Origin of the sequence: Streptomyces ferrugineus (assembly GCF_015160855.1) — a bacterium.
In the GTDB taxonomy this organism is placed as follows: domain Bacteria; phylum Actinomycetota; class Actinomycetes; order Streptomycetales; family Streptomycetaceae; genus Streptomyces; species Streptomyces ferrugineus.
In genome coordinates this window covers 3,367,927-3,382,696 of sequence record NZ_CP063373.1, presented here as the reverse complement: position 1 = coordinate 3,382,696, position 14,770 = coordinate 3,367,927, and the positions used below count along the sequence as shown (strand labels likewise).

14 protein-coding genes are annotated in these 14,770 nt (G+C 72.8%); 5 read left to right on the top strand and 9 right to left on the bottom strand.

Going from position 1 to position 14,770, the window contains the following annotated elements; all coding sequences use genetic code 11:
• The first annotated feature begins 27 nt into the window (after positions 1-27).
• Entirely contained in the window at positions 28-753 is a 726-nt protein-coding gene (locus IM697_RS15480) for a response regulator transcription factor (RefSeq protein WP_194048262.1), read from the top strand.
• Positions 743-1,855, top strand: a complete 1,113-nt coding sequence (locus IM697_RS15475) for a sensor histidine kinase (RefSeq protein WP_194048261.1) — start codon at positions 743-745, stop codon at positions 1,853-1,855. Before IM697_RS15480 ends, IM697_RS15475 begins: the two co-directional genes overlap by 11 nt.
• Before the next feature lie 35 nt (positions 1,856-1,890).
• Here IM697_RS15475 and IM697_RS15470 read toward each other — a convergent pair whose 3' ends face one another.
• From IM697_RS15470 to IM697_RS15455, 4 genes are all read right to left on the bottom strand, one after another.
• Positions 1,891-2,493: a hypothetical protein gene (locus tag IM697_RS15470; RefSeq protein ID WP_228044686.1), complete on the bottom strand. Its 603-nt coding sequence runs from the start codon at positions 2,491-2,493 to the stop codon at positions 1,891-1,893.
• Between the two features lie 406 nt (positions 2,494-2,899).
• Entirely contained in the window at positions 2,900-3,310 is a 411-nt protein-coding gene (locus IM697_RS15465) for a hypothetical protein (RefSeq protein ID WP_228044684.1), read from the bottom strand.
• Positions 3,307-4,452 carry a molybdopterin-dependent oxidoreductase gene (locus IM697_RS15460; protein ID WP_194048259.1) on the bottom strand — a complete coding sequence of 382 codons (1,146 nt, stop codon included), beginning with the start codon at positions 4,450-4,452 and terminating at the stop codon, positions 3,307-3,309. Before IM697_RS15460 ends, IM697_RS15465 begins: the two co-directional genes overlap by 4 nt.
• Positions 4,453-4,518: 66 nt before the next feature.
• Positions 4,519-5,652, bottom strand: coding sequence for a glycoside hydrolase family 6 protein (locus IM697_RS15455; RefSeq protein WP_194049722.1), 1,134 nt, complete (start codon positions 5,650-5,652; stop codon positions 4,519-4,521).
• A 173-nt stretch (positions 5,653-5,825) separates the two neighbouring features.
• Between IM697_RS15455 and IM697_RS15450 the strand changes: the two genes are divergently transcribed.
• Together IM697_RS15450 and IM697_RS15445 are read left to right on the top strand one after the other, a co-directional pair.
• Positions 5,826-6,512, top strand: a complete 687-nt coding sequence (locus IM697_RS15450) for a DUF5995 family protein (RefSeq protein ID WP_194048258.1) — start codon at positions 5,826-5,828, stop codon at positions 6,510-6,512.
• Positions 6,513-6,631: 119 nt separating this feature from the next.
• The gene (locus tag IM697_RS15445; RefSeq protein WP_194048257.1) at positions 6,632-7,561 is read left to right on the top strand and encodes an LLM class F420-dependent oxidoreductase; all 930 of its coding nucleotides are present in this window, start codon (positions 6,632-6,634) and stop codon (positions 7,559-7,561) included.
• 15 nt (positions 7,562-7,576) lie between these two features.
• Here IM697_RS15445 and IM697_RS15440 read toward each other — a convergent pair whose 3' ends face one another.
• Both IM697_RS15440 and IM697_RS15435 read right to left on the bottom strand, forming a co-directional pair.
• Entirely contained in the window at positions 7,577-9,277 is a 1,701-nt protein-coding gene (locus IM697_RS15440) for a flavin monoamine oxidase family protein (RefSeq protein WP_194048256.1), read from the bottom strand.
• A gap of 45 nt (positions 9,278-9,322) precedes the next feature.
• Positions 9,323-10,111: a carbon-nitrogen hydrolase family protein gene (locus IM697_RS15435; protein WP_194048255.1), complete on the bottom strand. Its 789-nt coding sequence runs from the start codon at positions 10,109-10,111 to the stop codon at positions 9,323-9,325.
• A 308-nt stretch (positions 10,112-10,419) separates the two neighbouring features.
• Between IM697_RS15435 and IM697_RS15430 the strand changes: the two genes are divergently transcribed.
• Positions 10,420-10,962 (top strand): Repetin, encoded by a 543-nt coding sequence (locus IM697_RS15430; protein WP_194048254.1) that lies wholly within the window; start codon positions 10,420-10,422, stop codon positions 10,960-10,962.
• On the opposite strand, the gene IM697_RS15425 is transcribed toward IM697_RS15430, so the two are convergent.
• The 3 genes from IM697_RS15425 to IM697_RS15415 form a co-directional block, all read right to left on the bottom strand.
• The gene (locus IM697_RS15425; RefSeq protein WP_194048253.1) at positions 10,931-12,127 is read right to left on the bottom strand and encodes an MFS transporter; all 1,197 of its coding nucleotides are present in this window, start codon (positions 12,125-12,127) and stop codon (positions 10,931-10,933) included. The two genes, IM697_RS15430 and IM697_RS15425, sit on opposite strands and share 32 nt — an antisense overlap.
• A gap of 120 nt (positions 12,128-12,247) precedes the next feature.
• Positions 12,248-13,669 (bottom strand): HAD-IA family hydrolase, encoded by a 1,422-nt coding sequence (locus IM697_RS15420; RefSeq protein ID WP_194048252.1) that lies wholly within the window; start codon positions 13,667-13,669, stop codon positions 12,248-12,250.
• 45 nt (positions 13,670-13,714) lie between these two features.
• Complete coding sequence (locus tag IM697_RS15415) at positions 13,715-14,770, bottom strand: ABC transporter ATP-binding protein (protein ID WP_194048251.1); 1,056 nt, start codon at positions 14,768-14,770, stop codon at positions 13,715-13,717.

Genomic DNA, 14,770 nt, shown 5'->3' with positions numbered 1-14,770 from the left:
CGCTCTCCTGCCGTGAGACTCGGTCAGATGAAACACATACTCGTCGTGGACGACGATCCGACCGTCTCCGAGGTGGTCGCCGGCTATCTGGACCGGGCGGGATTCAGCGTCGACGTGGCCGCCGACGGCCCGACCGCGGTGGCCCAGGCCTCCGCCCTGCCACCCGACCTCGTGGTGCTGGACCTGATGCTGCCCGGCATGGACGGGCTGGAGGTCTGCCGCCGTATCCGGACCGCCGGCCCGCTCCCGGTGATCATGCTGACCGCACGGGGCGACGAGGAGGACCGCGTCCTCGGCCTGGAGGTCGGCGCGGACGACTACGTCACCAAGCCGTTCAGCCCCCGGGAACTGGTGCTGCGGGTCGAGTCCGTGCTCCGCCGGGCCGGCGCGGCCACGTCCGTCCGGGCCGAGCAGCCGGAGCCATGGCTGCGGGCCGGGCCGCTCGCGCTGCACCCCACCGCCCGGCGCGCCGCCCGCGACGGCGCGGAACTCGCCCTCACGATCCGGGAGTTCGACCTGCTGGAGTTCTTCCTCCGGCACCCCGGGCAGGCCACGAGCCGGGAGGAGCTGATGCAGCGGGTCTGGGGGTGGGAGTTCGGCGATCTGTCGACCGTCACCGTGCATGTGCGCCGGCTGCGCGAGAAGGTCGAGGACGACCCGGCCCAGCCTCGACTGATCAGCACCGTGTGGGGTCTCGGCTACCGCTTCGACGCTCCCCTGCCGCAAGAGGGCGAGGCCGGCCGTGGTCACTGACGTGCTTCTCATCACGCTCCTCTCGGCGATCGGCGCGGCGGGCGCCGGGCTGCTGGGCGTCGCGGTCCTGCGGGCGCTGCGCAACCGGTCCGTCGCCGTGTCCCTGGCCGTGGTCGCCGCCGTCACCGTGGCGGCGATGCTCGCCGGAACCCTGCTCGTGTCGTGGGCGATGTTCCTGTCCGACCACGACCTGTGGGTGGTGACGACGGTGTGCTTCATGGCCGCCGTCGTCTCGCTGGCCGTGGCCCTGCTGCTGGGCCGCAGTGTCGTGAAGGGCAGCCGGGAGCTGGCCGAGGCCACCCGCGCCCTCGGGGACGACGGCAGTTTCAGCCCGCCCACCGCCGCGCCCACCGCCGAACTCGCCGAGCTCAGCCGTCAGTTGGCCGCGACCAGCGCCAAGCTCGCCGCCTCCCGGGAACGGGAGCGGACCCTGGAGGCCTCACGGCGCGAACTGGTCGCCTGGATCTCCCACGACCTGCGCACCCCGCTGGCCGGTCTGCAGGCGATGACCGAGGCCCTCGAGGACGGCATGGTCGCCGATCCGCGCGTCTACCACACCCGCATCCGTACGGAGGTCGGCCGGATGAGCGCCATGGTCAGCGACCTGTTCGAACTCTCCCGCATCCAGGCCGGTGTGCTCACGCTGTCCCCTGCCCGGATGTCGGTCTACGACCTCGTCGGCGACGCCATCTCCGGCGTCGACGCCCTGGCCAGGGAACACGGCGTACGGCTCGTGGGCGACGGGGTCGAACCCGTGCCGGTGGAGGTGGACGGTCGTGAGATGTCCCGCGTCCTGGCCAACCTGCTGGTCAACGCGATCCGCCGCACGCCCGCCGACGGCACGGTCGCCGTGGCGGCGCGCCGGACGGCCGACCGGGTCGTGCTGTCGGTGACCGACGGCTGCGGCGGCATCCCCCCGGAGGACCTCCCCCGGGTCTTCGACACCGGCTGGCGCGGCACCGACGCCCGGACGCCGCCGGCCGGCGCGGGGCTCGGGCTGGCCATCGTGCGCGGCATCGTGGAGGCCCATCAGGGGCGCGCGGCCGTGAGCAACGTACCGGGCGGCTGCCGGTTCGAGGTGCATCTGCCGGCGGCCTTCTGATCAGGCCGGGGAACAGCGCCGAGGGCCGGGCCACGTCATGCCCGGCTCCGACGAGGGCTTCCCGCCGTCCGCGCGTCCTCGGCGGGGCGGTGCGCCCCCGCCACCGTCAGCAGGGCGAACGCCACAGCGAAGCCGACCATGGTGTACACGCCCCTCGGCCAGAAGATGTGGCTGTCGACGAACGACCAACAGGCGGCGAGCAGCACGACAGCACCCGGCAGCACCCGCACCCCGTGCCGTCGCCACAGCACCGCGCAGGTCGCGAGCGAGGCCACGGCCAGCCCGTACACCCCGATCCGCCCCAACTCGTCGCCGGTGGCGAACAGTCGTCCGGCCGCCCCGCGGACGCCGTGTTCCACCACGGTGCCGGCGGAGATGCCGGCCACCGCGTCCAGGCCGGAGTAGTACGCGGCGAAGCACAGGGATCCGGCCCAGGAGAGCACCGTCAGTGCCCCCTCCGCATCGCGCCGCGGCCTGCCCCACAAGGGGACCAGCAGTCCGAGCACGAGGAAGGGGAAGACAGGCAGCAGGACGATGTGCAGTCCCGCCCAGTCGTCTGCCGTCGTCGCCGTCAGATGCCGGGGATGTATCACCCCCGCGGCGGCCAGCAGCAGCGGAGCGGCCGTCACCACGGCCATCACGCGAAGGGTACGGAAGGATCGCATCCGGTCACGCTAGGCGGCCACCCACCGCGCTGACGGGGCCGTCCGCGACGCGTAAGACACCCGTAAGACACCCCACCGAACGGCCAGAGGCGTCACCCACCATCAGACCGCCGGCACCCCCACCCCACCAACCCCCGCACAACCACCCAGAACCCCGCCACCGCACCACCCCGACCCACCCGTCCACAACCCGTAAACACCCGCAAGACACCCCACCGAACGGCCAGAGGCGTCACCCACCATCAGACCGCCGGCACCCCCACCCCACCAACCCCCGCACAGCCGCCCAGAACCCCGCCACCGCACCACCCCGACCCACCCGTCCGCAACCCGTAAAACACCCGCAAGACACCCCAGCCGGACGGCCAGAGGAAAGGCGTCACCCATCATCAGACGGCCGACGCCCCCTCCCCACCAACCCCCGCACGGCCACCCAGAACCCCGCCACCGCGGCCACCGTCACCAGCGCGATCAGCCAGTTGCGCGGATAGTCCAGCGGCAGCACCGACGGGTTGGCCGTCCTCCCCGGACGGAGCAGCATTGGCAGTGCCACCGCCGTCAGCGCGCCCGCGACCAGGAGGGCGCCGCGGACCGGCCCGCGCAGGCCGCCACGCACCAGCAGCAGCCCGGCCAGCAGCACCAGCGGGGCGATCACCGCGTCGTGCAGGACGACCGCCCCGCCGAGCCACACCAACACGTCCCACAGGGCCCGGACTTCCGTCAGCAGGGACACCCCGACGCCCATGAGCGCCACACCGGCCAGGCCCACCGCCACCCGCAGCGCCTTCATGCCAGCACCTCCAGCCGGCCGACCCACTTGGTCTGCAGCACACCCGGCCGGTTGGGGGCGATGAGCCGCGCCGGATAGCCGTGGTCGGGGTCGAGTTCCTCGCCGTTCAGCCGCAGGGCGAGCAGCGTCAGCGGATCGCCGGCGTGTTCGTGCCCCATCTCCGAGACCCGGTATCCGCCGCGCAGTTGCAGCGACACCACGCGCACCCGCGCCCGCGTCGGCGCGCCCGCGCGCTCCAGCAGGTCCACGACGCGTACGCCGGTCCAGCGCGCCGATTTGCTCCAGCCCTCCACACACGCGATCGGCAGCTCCACCTCGTGCTGCGGCAGCGCGCGCAGCTCGTCCAGCGTCACGGTGTACGGCCGCGGTCCGGCCACCACCAGGCGGTACTCCTCGTCGGCGATCCGGCCGACGCCGGCCGCGGCGGCGGTCCGGTTGACCGGCAGCCCTTGCGGCCCCTCGTCCGGGTGCCGGGGCGCGAACAGCAGGAAGTCCTTCAGCGGGGTGAACGACTGCCCCACGGTGGTGAGCGTGACGGCCCCCACGGCCGCACCCACCGCGGCCAGCAGCGAACGCCGGTCGGGGCCGTCCTGCGCGGGCAGGGCGAGCGTCCCCGGCGACCGGCGGGTCCAGTGCGCCCTGATCTCCGGTGCCTTGACCGCGATGTGCAGCACCAGCGCCCCGACGACCACCCACGCCACCGCATAGTGCACCGGCACGAACGAGAACGGCCACGGGTACCACTGGGCCGCGTTGAGCAGCCCGGTCGCCAGCTCGAAGACGGCGCCGGCCACCAGCACCGCGACCGACAGCCGCTCCAGGACGTGCTTGACCGACGTGAACGGCGGCCACTGGAACAACCGCGGATACACCGTCCACAACTTCGCCAGCAGCAGCGGGATCGCCGCGATGCCGGAGGCGACGTGCAGGCCCTGGGTGAGCCGGTATCCCCAGGCGGGGCGGCTCGGGATGTCGTTGGCCAGCCAGCCCGGCGGGTGCTGCATGAAGTGGCTGATCAGACCGGTGGCGAAGCAGACGACGAACGCCGGTCCCAGCCAGCGGCCGAGCACGGTCGCCGTGCGGGCGTCATGCAGTCTGCCGCGGAACACCGGTGGGGAGACACGCAGTTTCATGCCCTCCATCCCACCCGGCGCGCGGCCGTGGCGGAACAAACGAACCCTTACGGACCAGGGACGTCACGGCCGGGGTCACCGCGCCAGGTCGTAGGCGTACGACGCCGTGAAGGTCCCCGGCTTCCCCTTGCAGCCGTCCGACTCCCCCGGCAGCTTCACCCACAGGTAGGCGTCGATCCGCGCCTCGCCGGTCGCCGTCGTCGGTGCCCGGCCCAGCTTGCGGCCGGCGGGGTCGCACCACTCGCCGTCGGCCGGGGCCCCGGCGCCGTTGCGGCTGGTGTCGATGACGGCGCCGAGCGAGGCGGGGCCGCCGAGGGCGTCGAGGACCTGACGGTCGTGGGCGATCTCGTCGGCTGTGGTGTGGAAATTGGAGACGTTGCTGAAGACGCCGTCGGACGACGCGGTCGAGGCGGCGCCGGCCTGCCGCAGCAGCTCCGCCTGCTTGCCGGGCGCGTTCCAGCCGGAGTGCCCGGCGTCGTAGTACACGCGCGCCTTGGGGTTCGCCTCCTTGAGGACGCGGCCCGCGCGGGCGAGGGAGGCGAAGCGGTCGGCGCGGGCACCGGCGGAGAGGCATTCGGACTGGGCGATGGAGTCGGGCTCCAGGACGACGATGACGTCGCCGGAGCCGAGCCCGGCGGCGAACCGGTCGATCCAGGCGTCGTAGGCGTCAAGGCTCGGCGCCCCGCCCTCGGAGTAGCCGCCGCAGTCGCGGTCCGGTATCGCGTACGGCACGACGACCGGCACCCGCCCCAGCGCCGACCCTCCGGAGGTGACCGCGCGGACCCGGGCGGTGATGGTGTCCGGCGTGAAGTCGGCGAACCACACCGCGGCCGGCTGGGCGGCGATACGGGACTGGATGACGGCGTGGCGCGGATCGGCGGGGTTGTCGCGGACCCACTCCAGCACCTGGGAGTCGGGGTGGCGGTAGAGGCGGGGGGACGCCACGGCCGTCCGCTGCTTCCGCTCGGTGCCGGCCGGCGAGGGCGTGGCGGTGCTCCGCTTCGGCGTGGGGGTCGGCGAGACGGACGTCGGCGAGGGCGACCGTGGGGCCGACGGGGAGGCGGACGGCGGGAGCGGCAGGGAGTCCAGGCTCGGCGAGCGGGTCACCCGGGGCGGCCCCGCCTCGTCGGTGGGCCTTGTGTCGTCGAGCGCCGACAGCGTCCCGGTCACCGCGCCGACGGCGACGACGACCGAGGCCGCCACCACCATGGCGCCGCGCCGGGCCGCCCTCCTGCGCTCGGCCCTGCGCGCGGCCCGTCGCTGGGCACGTAAGCCTGGCACGGTCCTGCTCCCCCTCCCCCACAGCGAGCGCGTTCCCCCGTTCTGGGGAAGCGCCGGGCCCGCCGACAGCGCGGCCAGCCTAAAGCTGGGACATTGCCCCCATGGCGCAATGCGAACAATTCACCACAGCCGTGGACGCCGTCATCTCCCGTATGCGCGCCCTCGACGCGACCCTGCCCGAGCGTGACGGCGTCGCCGTCTTCAACCGCGTCTACCTCACCGTCACGGAGGAGGTCGACCGGCACGTCGACGGCGCCCGGTTCCCGGACGCGCGGGCGGCGATCACGCTGGACGTGCGGTTCGCGGAGCGGTATCTCGCGGCCGTGGCGGCGGCCGAGGACGAGCGTCGCCCGCCCGCCTGCTGGCGGCCGCTGTTCCAGATGCGCCGGCATCCGGGGGTACGGCCGTTGCAGTTCGCGCTCGCGGGCATCAACGCGCACATCGGCCACGATCTGGCGCTCGCCGTGGTGGACGCCTGTCGTAGCCTCGGCTGCGAACCCGTCGAGCTGGAGGACGAGTTCGACCGGGTGGGTGATCTCCTCGTCTCGTTGGAGGAGCGCATCCGCGAAGATCTGATGCCGGGCCCCGATCTGCTCCAGATCGCCGACCCGCTGACCCATCTGCTGGGCTCGTGGAGCCTGGAGCGGGCCCGGGACGCCACCTGGTCGGCGGCGCGGGCGCTGTGGGCGCTGCGCGGGCTCCCGGACGTCGCGCAGGGGTTCACCGAGCGGCTGGACGCGGCGGTGGGGTTCGCGGGACGCATGCTGCTCACGCCACTGGCGGACTGATCTCGGCCACACCGCGCGGTACACCCGCCCCCCGCGGGTACTCGGGCTAAGTTGACGATTGAACCGTCTGTGACGAGCCGCCCAGAATCTGTGACGGACCGACGCAAAGGAGCGTACGGATGCCCATTCGGCTGGGGCTCAGCCTTCCCCAAGCACAGCAGTACGACATCGGCCGCGACGTGCCGGACGTGGCGCGCACGGCCGAGCGGATCGGTTACGAGAGCCTGTGGGTCTATGAGCGGGCCCTGTTCCCGGAACCCCAGACCCAGGGCCTGTACGGCATCGAGGGGATGCCGTGGCCTCAGATGTACCGCGGCGTCCCCGACCCCCTGGTGACCCTGACCCTGGCGGTGTCGGCGACCGAGCGCGCCCGGCTCGGCACCAGCGTTCTGGTCGCCCCGCTGCACAACCCGTTCCAGCTCGCCAAGGCGCTGGGCACGCTGGACGCGGCGAGCGGCGGCCGGGTCGTGGCCGGCTTCGGCACCGGGTGGTCCCTCGACGAGTACGCGGCGGCGAGCGTGGCGCCGTTCGAGGAGCGGGGCAAGGCCCTCGACGAGGTGATCGACGTGTGCCGGGCCGTGTGGGGCCCGGACCCGGTGTCCTACGAGACCCGCCATTCCAAGGTCGCCTCGGCCGTGGTCGCGCCCAAGCCCGCCCGGCCGATCCCGATCCTGGTGCCCAGCAACAGCAAGAAGGCGATGACCCGGCTCGTCGACCGCCTCGACGGGTGGATGCCGATCGCCATGGGCGCCGAGCAACTCGCCGCGCAGTGGCGGCAGTTGCAGGACCTCGCGGCCGAACGCGGACGCACCGAGCCGATCCGGTCCGTGGTCCGGGTCAACGCCCAGTACACCCCCAAGGCGTACGACGGCGCCGACCGCTCGGCGTTCCAGGGCAGCGTCGAGCAGATCGTCGAGGACCTGGCCGCGCATGCCGTGGACGGCCTCGAGGAGTTCTTCTTCGAGCTCCAGGGCCAGGCACGCGACGCCCAGGAACTCAAGGACGTCGCCGCCGAGGTGTACGAGGCGGTGCGGGCCGCCGGGATCTGACGGCCCCGCCCCGGCTCAGTCCTCGGGCAGTTCGACCGGGGCGATCTCGTCGTAGACGTCGCCCGGACCGGGGTTGGTCGCGTCGGTCGTGCCGCCGAAGTGGTGCATCACGCCCCAGACCGCGTTGAGCGCGGTCTGGACGGCGCCCTCGGCCCAGCCGGCCGTCCACGAGATGTCGTCGCCGGCGAGGAAGATGCCCCGCTTGTCCTCGGGCAGCCGGTCCTGCATGAAGTGGGTGAACAGGCGCCGCTGGTAGCGGTAGTGGCCGGGCAGGTTGGCCTTGAACGCGCCCATGAAGTAGGGCTCGTTCTCCCAGGAGACCGTCACCGGGTTGCCGATGATGTGCTTGCGAATGTCGACCTTGGGATAGATCTCGCCGAGCGACTTCAGCATGACCTCCATCCGCTCGTGCGCGGACAGCGGCAGCCACTTCAGGCTGTCGTCGCACCAGGTGTACGACAGACAGATCACCGCGGGCTTGTCCGGGCCGTCGTCGAGGAGGTAGGTGCCGCGCGTCATCCGGTCCGTCAGCGTCATCGACATGACGTCACGGCCGGTCTCCTCGTCCTTGTCCAGCCAGAACGGCCGGTCGACGGGCACGAACAGCTTCGAGCTCTCCATGTAGTGGGTGCGCTCGATCGCCGTCCAGTGGTCGATCGGGAAGAGCGAGTCGTCGCAGGCGATCTTCGACAGCAGCATCCAGGACTGGGCGGTGAAGATGGCCGCCTTGTAGGTGCGGATGTCGCCGTCGGCGTCGGTCACGGTGATCTGGTTGCCGGCGGCGCGGTGCAGCCGGGTCACGGCCGGGCGCGGCGCGCCGTTCTCGTGCAGGCTCGCGAGCGATGTGCCGTGGGTCCAGTGGACGATCTTCTCCGGCTCGCGCTCCCAGAGGCGGACCGGCAGCTGCTGGGAGCCGCCGACGATGCCGCGGTGGTGGTCGTCGGCCTCGGTGTAGACGACCCGCAGGATCTCCAGGATGGAGTTCGGGAAGTCGGTGTCCCAGCCTCCCGTCCCGAATCCGACCTGGCCGAAGATCTCGCGGTGCCGGAAGGACTTGAAGGCCTCGGAGTCGCAGAGGAAGCCGTAGAAGGTCTGGTTGTCGAGCTTCTCGACGAGCTTCGACCAGATCTCGCGGATGCGCGGCACGTCCCGCTCGCGCATCGCACGGTTCATGTCGGAGAAGTCGGCGCCCTCTTCGAGGCACTTGTTCCAGGCGTCGGCGACATCGCGGTAGACCTGCGGCAGGTCGTCGATCGTCTCGGCGTAGTGGGACTCGCCCTTGAGGTCGACGACGGTCGAAGGCGTCGCCTCGGCGAGGGGGTTGGGGAAGGGGCTGGTCTTGAGCCCGACCAGGTCGATGTAGTGCTGGAGCGCCGTGGAGGACGGCGGGAACCGCATCGCGCCCATCTCGGCGCTGAGGCCCTCGGTGCCCGGGCCGTCGAAGCCCACGGTGCGCAGCCGGCCGCCGATCCGGTCGGCCTCGTACACGACGGGCTTGAGGCCCATCTTCATCAGCTCGTACGCGGCGACGACACCGGAGAGGCCGCCGCCGATGACCGCGATCTCGGTGCCGTGCTCGGTCGCCGGTATCTGGCCGAGCCCCGCCGGGTGGGCGAGGAAGTCGTCGTACGCGTACGGGAAGTCCGGGCCGAACATGGTGATCGGCGGCTGCTGCTCGTCGGCGTGCTGGACGGCGTTGGGCACCATGGACGTCATGGGGGTACGGACTCCTTGCGAGTGCTGCTGGGAAGGCTGGGGGATTCAGACGAGGGACCCGTAGAGACCGGGGCGGCGGTCCTTCAGATACGGGTTCGCCTCGCGGGAGGCGGCGAGGAGGACGGGGTCGATGTCGGCGAGGACGAGTTCCTCGTCGCGGCCCGCGCGGGTGCGGGCGACTCCGTCGGGCCCGGCGAGCGTGGAGAGCCCGACGAACTCGAACTCCCCTTCCCGGCCGACCCGGTTGACGTACGCCACGTACAGCTGGTTCTCGAAGGCCCGTACCGGGATCATCGACTCGGCGACGAACTGGAACGGGTGCATCTGCGCCGTCGGGACGAGCAGCAGGTCGGTGCCGGCGAGGGCGTGGGCGCGGACGTTCTCCGGGAACTCGACGTCGTAGCAGATGAGGATGCCGACCCGGAGGCCGCCGAGCTCGGCCTGGACGATCTGCTGGTCGCCCGGCGTGAAGTGGTCGCGCTCGAAGCAGCCGAAGAGGTGGGTCTTGCGGTAGTTGGCGAGCCGGGTGCCGTCGGCGGAGATCAGCTGGGCGGAGTTGAAGACGCTCTCGCCGGCCCGCTCGGGGTAGCCGTAGGCGATCGCCAGGCCGTGCCGCGTCGCGGTCTCGGCGATCGCGTCCGCGCAGTCGCCGTCGGCGGGCTCGGCGAGGCGGGCGATGTCGTCGCCGATCGCGTACCCGGTCAGGAACATCTCCGGCGTCACCAGCAGCCCAGCGCCCGCGGCGGCGGCACGGCCGGCGGCCTCGTCGAGGACCTTGAGGTTCTCGACGGTCGAGCCGGGGCGGCCGGAGCTCTGGAGCAGGGCGGTGCGCATGCGTGTTCCTCACCGGGCGGAGGGGGCGGAGGGGGACCACTTGGGGCCATGTAGACGGTACGGGCGGCTGACGAGGGCGGACAAGAAGGAGCCGTTGCGCGCCGGTGAGCGGTTCGTTGCGTCGGCCACGGGTCCGGCGGCGATTCGTTGCGCGCCCTCCGGCGGAGGTCGCGTCCTCCCCGGAGCGGAGGGGCGCACGGGTGTCCCCGCCGTGCGGCGGAGGCGCGGTCCCGTCCTCGGTGCGATGTGGCCGGGGCGCCCCGCCGCGAGAGTGGTGGCTGTCCGGTTGACCTGCGGAAAGGACCACCATGAACCGCCGTACGAAGACCGTCGTGCTGTGCTGTGCGCTGCTGCTGCTCACCGCCGGAACGGTCGGCCCCGCCGCCACCGCGACGGACGGGCCGCGGCAGCGCGAGGCCGCCGCGGTCACCGGCACGGCCAAGCTGTACCGCTCGGCCGGGGACGACATCACGTTCTTGTTCGACGCGCATCTGGCGGCGAAGGACGGCGACGACCCGACGAAGGCCACCGGCACCTTCGAGTTCAGCCACTATCTGAACGACTGGGGCGCCTGGGCGAGGGCCGAGGTCGACTGCGTGGTCACCGGCGGGAAGGTCGCCGTGGTCTCCGGCGTCATCACCGACTCCGACCTGCCGGGCGCCAAGGGCAAGCGGGTCGGGGTCACCGTCCACGACCTCGGCCGCCACGACCGTCTCGGCTACAGCTGGGCCGCCACGGGCCGCCCCGGCGCGGGCGGCGAGCCGCCCAGGTGCGTGAGCTCCGCCCCCTTCGAGAAGGTCGCGAAGGGGACGGGCGACTTCACGGTCGTGCCGTGGCAGCCCGAGCTCTGACCAGCGCCAGGGCCGTCACCAGATAGGGCACCGCGAGCACCGCGAAGACCGTGCTGTGTGCCGCGTCCGTGCCGAGCAGCGCGTACCCGCCGAATGTGGCCACCGTGGCGAGCTCCGTGCCCAGGCTCGCCACGGAGGTGAGGGTGGCCCGGCGGGACTCGTCGATACGGTGCTGGAGGCGGACGTCGGCGAGCACCTCGGCCAGCTGGAACCCGGCGAAGGCGAGGCTCACCAGGGCGATGCCGGCCAGTGAGCGGGCCGCGGCACCGACGGCCAGGGCGAGTGCGGCGCCCGCGAGCAGCGCCGCGAGCCCGGTCGTGCCGAGGCGCTCGGCCGGTCCGGTCAGAAGGCTGCCGGCGGTGACGCCGGCCCAGATCAGCATGATCAGGTAGGGCACCGTCGCCTCGGCCACCCCGATGTCCCGGACCAGCAGCGGGGTGTACTCGTCGAGCGCGCCCCACACCGCGGCCACGGCGGGGATCAGCAGCAGAGCGCCACGCACCGTACGGTCCCTGCGGACCTCGGCGAGTCCGGTCCGCAGGGTCGTCGCCCAGCCGTCGTCGGAGGTCTCCGCCCGCATCCGGTGCTCGGGGAACCGCGTCGCGATGGCGGCGGTCAGCACACAGGCCACGAAGCTCGCGGCACCGACGGCCCGGTAGCCGCCCTGGGCGAACACGGGCCCCGCCAGGCCGATGGAGGCCACGGTGCCCAGCAGCCGGGCGGCCCGGGCCCGGCCCATGATCCGCGCGTACCGCCCGGCGGCGCCGAGCCGGTCCAGCTCGTCGTACACCAGCGCCTCCAGCGCACCGGAGCCGAGCGCGCCGCCGGCGCCCCACAGGACGAAGCCGGCCGCGAAGGCCCAGTACGACGGGACGACCACCCACAGCGCGAAGCCGACGGCGGTGAGCAGCGGGCCGATCCACAGCAGCCGGCGACGCGACACGGTGTCGGCCCAGGCGCCCGAGGGCACCTCAAGGACCACCGCGGTGACCGACCACAGGGCGAACAGGGAGGAGATCTGCCACAGCGACAGGCCGGTGTCGGCGAACAGCAGCGCGTACACCGGGTAGAGCAGGACGAAGTCGTCGAGGAACGAGTAGCCGTACAGCGTGGTCGTCAGCCGCCGGACACCGGTGGCGGGCACGCGTGCAGGTGAGAGTGTCATGAGGCCTTCCCGCAGGGACTGTTCGGACGCCGGGGGTACGGCGTCCGAGGCGGCCCTCGGGAGGCACGGCTGGTGGATCAATGTCGCCAGGTCATGGCATCGATGGTAGGCGGATCCGGCTCATTCGCGCAGGGAGAATGTGGTGATCACGGCCGCGTGGTCGGACGGCCACTCGTTGTGCTCGACGTCGGGCCACGGGCGCGGGTGACCGCTGACGTACGTCTCGGAGCCGAGCACCCGCAGGCCCCGGTGCAGGACGAAGTCGATCCGGTCCTGCGGCTCCGGGCGCCCGCTGCCGTCCTCGTGCACGGGGTGGACCGGCGACCAGGTGTGGCCGGGACGGGCGGTCGGATCAGGGTGGGCCTCGCGGTAGGAGTCGCGCAGCCCCGCGTCCTCGGCGGCCTTCGTCACCGGCCACTCGACGTCCGGCCGGTCGAGGTGGGAGGGGCTGTTGAAGTCGCCGACGAGGACGACGGGCACGGTGTCGTCGACGCGGCCGAGCACGTCCCGCATCTGGGCGAGGCGCACGTCCTCGTGGGCGGTCGGATCACCGTCGGTCACATAGGGCCCGTACTCCTGGCAGTCCAGATGGACCGTCCATACGTCCGCCTCGGCCCCCTCGTGCACGCGGACCCGCACACCGGCCGCCCCGTAGAACCCGACGTCCGGGTCCCCGAAGCGGGCCGTGATCGGGTACCGGCTGATGACGCCGAGGTTCTCCCCCGCTCGGTGGTGATACCAGCCGAGGGCGTCGGCGAGCTCCTGCGCCGCCGTGCCGTACGTCTCCTGGAGTCCGACCACGTCCACGCCGGTCTCGGCGATGACCTTGAGCTGCTTGGCCCGGTGGTCGTGGATCTTCGTGCCGCCGTACCAGAGGTTCCAGGTCATGACGCGGAGGCGGTGCGGCGGCAGGGAGCGCAGCGCCGAGGGGGTCACGCCCTCCAGGCCCGCCACGACGGTCCGTCCGGGCGCCGCCTCGATGGGCGCGAGCGAGGGCACCGCGAGCACCGTGCACCCGGCGGCCTCGGCGGAGGCGACACCGGTCGCGGTGTCCTCGACGGCGACGCACCCGGCCGGGTCGACGCCCAGGATGTGGCAGGCGGCCAGATACGGGTCGGGGGCGGGCTTGGTGCGGTCGGTGTCGTCGGCGGTGACGGAGACCGCGAAGCGGCTCGCGCCGAGGGCTTCGAGGACGGTGTCGGCGACGGCTCGGGGCGACGCCGTGACCAGGGCCGTGGGGATGCCGTCGCGGGCCAGGGCGTCGAGCAGGTCGAGGGCGCCGGGGCGCGGGACGATGCCGGCGCGGACGGCGTCGGCGAACTCGCGGTGGAGGGTGTCGGCCAGGGCGGCGGCCGGTGCGCCGGTGGCCGCGGCCAGCCAGTGGGCGGTGTGCTCGACGGGCCGGCCGAGCACGTCCGGCTCGTCCGCCTCGGTCAGGGTCCGGCCGGCGACCCGCTCCACCGCCTCCCACCACAGTCGCTCGGTGTCGACGAGCGTGCCGTCCATGTCGAACAGGACGGCTTGGAGCGGGAGTCGAGTCACGGTCGTCTCTTTCTCGCGTGGGGGGTTCGGTGGGTCGTACGGGGGTCAGCGGCTACGTTCGGCCACCAGTACCGGCCGCTCCGGCAGCGACACGCTCACCGCGGCCCCGGCGCCCAGCGCGGCGCCCTCGTGGGCGGGCAGGTCGGCCTTGACCTCGGTGCCGTCGGGGAGCCGTACGGTCAGCCGGGTGGTGGCGCCGAGGAACGCCGTGGCGACGACGCGCGCGTCGGAGGCGTCGTCGGCGCGGACCTCCACGGCCTCCGGCCGCACCAGCACATCGGCCTCGGAGGCCGAGGGCACGTCGCCGTCGACGGGCAGCCGCCGTCCCAGCACCTCCACGCCGTCCTCGACGAGCTTGCCCGGGATCCGGCTCATCGTGCCGACGAACTCGGCGACGAAGGCGGTGGCCGGGCGGCCGTACAGCTCGGCCGGGGCAGCGCACTGCTCGAGCCGTCCGGAGCGCATGACGGCGACCCGGTCGGCCATGGACAGGGCCTCCTCCTGGTCGTGGGTGACGAAGAGGGTGGTGATGCCGAGCTCCCGCTGGAGCCGCCGGATCTCCTCGCGGAGCGTCAGCCGCACCTTGGCGTCGAGCGCCGACAGCGGCTCGTCGAGGAGCAGCACGCGCGGGCGCAGGGCGAGGGCCCGGGCCAGGGCGATGCGCTGCTGCTGGCCGCCGGAGAGCTGGTGCGGGAACCGCCCGCCCTTGTCGGCGAGGCCGACCATCTCCAGCAACTCGGCGGCACGCGCCCGCCGTTCGGCCGTGCGGATCTTCCGCATCCGCAGTCCGAAGGCGACGTTGTCGAGTGCGTCGAGGTGCGGGAAGAGGCTGTAGGACTGGAAGACCATGCCGGCGTCCCGGCGGTGGGCCGGGACCCGGGTGACGTCCTCGCCGTCCACCAACACCTCGCCCGAGTCGGGGTGTTCGAAGCCGGCGAGCATCCGCAGGGCGGTGGTCTTGCCGCAGCCGGACGGGCCGAGCAGGGCGATCAGCTCACCCGGCCGGACGGTCAGGTCGAGGCCGTCGAGAGCGACGGTCGGCCCGAACTCCCTTCTGAGTCCACGGAATTCGACGGTCGCGGCGTTCTCGATCGTGGTCAT

What these genes read in the sequence shown, in the direction of transcription:
- IM697_RS15480 (WP_194048262.1), top strand. Translation starts at nt 28, where the DNA reads ATGAAACACATACTCGTCGTGGACGACGATCCGACCGTCTCCGAGGTG.
- IM697_RS15470 (WP_228044686.1), bottom strand. Translation starts at nt 2,493, where the DNA reads ATGGCCGTGGTGACGGCCGCTCCGCTGCTGCTGGCCGCCGCGGGGGTG.
- IM697_RS15465 (WP_228044684.1), bottom strand. Translation starts at nt 3,310, where the DNA reads ATGAAGGCGCTGCGGGTGGCGGTGGGCCTGGCCGGTGTGGCGCTCATG.
- IM697_RS15460 (WP_194048259.1), bottom strand. Translation starts at nt 4,452, where the DNA reads ATGGAGGGCATGAAACTGCGTGTCTCCCCACCGGTGTTCCGCGGCAGA.
- IM697_RS15455 (WP_194049722.1), bottom strand. Translation starts at nt 5,652, where the DNA reads ATGGTGGTGGCGGCCTCGGTCGTCGTCGCCGTCGGCGCGGTGACCGGG.
- IM697_RS15450 (WP_194048258.1), top strand. Translation starts at nt 5,826, where the DNA reads ATGGCGCAATGCGAACAATTCACCACAGCCGTGGACGCCGTCATCTCC.
- IM697_RS15445 (WP_194048257.1), top strand. Translation starts at nt 6,632, where the DNA reads ATGCCCATTCGGCTGGGGCTCAGCCTTCCCCAAGCACAGCAGTACGAC.
- IM697_RS15440 (WP_194048256.1), bottom strand. Translation starts at nt 9,277, where the DNA reads ATGACGTCCATGGTGCCCAACGCCGTCCAGCACGCCGACGAGCAGCAG.
- IM697_RS15435 (WP_194048255.1), bottom strand. Translation starts at nt 10,111, where the DNA reads ATGCGCACCGCCCTGCTCCAGAGCTCCGGCCGCCCCGGCTCGACCGTC.
- IM697_RS15430 (WP_194048254.1), top strand. Translation starts at nt 10,420, where the DNA reads ATGAACCGCCGTACGAAGACCGTCGTGCTGTGCTGTGCGCTGCTGCTG.
- IM697_RS15425 (WP_194048253.1), bottom strand. Translation starts at nt 12,127, where the DNA reads ATGACACTCTCACCTGCACGCGTGCCCGCCACCGGTGTCCGGCGGCTG.
- IM697_RS15415 (WP_194048251.1), bottom strand. Translation starts at nt 14,770, where the DNA reads ATGACCACGATCGAGAACGCCGCGACCGTCGAATTCCGTGGACTCAGA.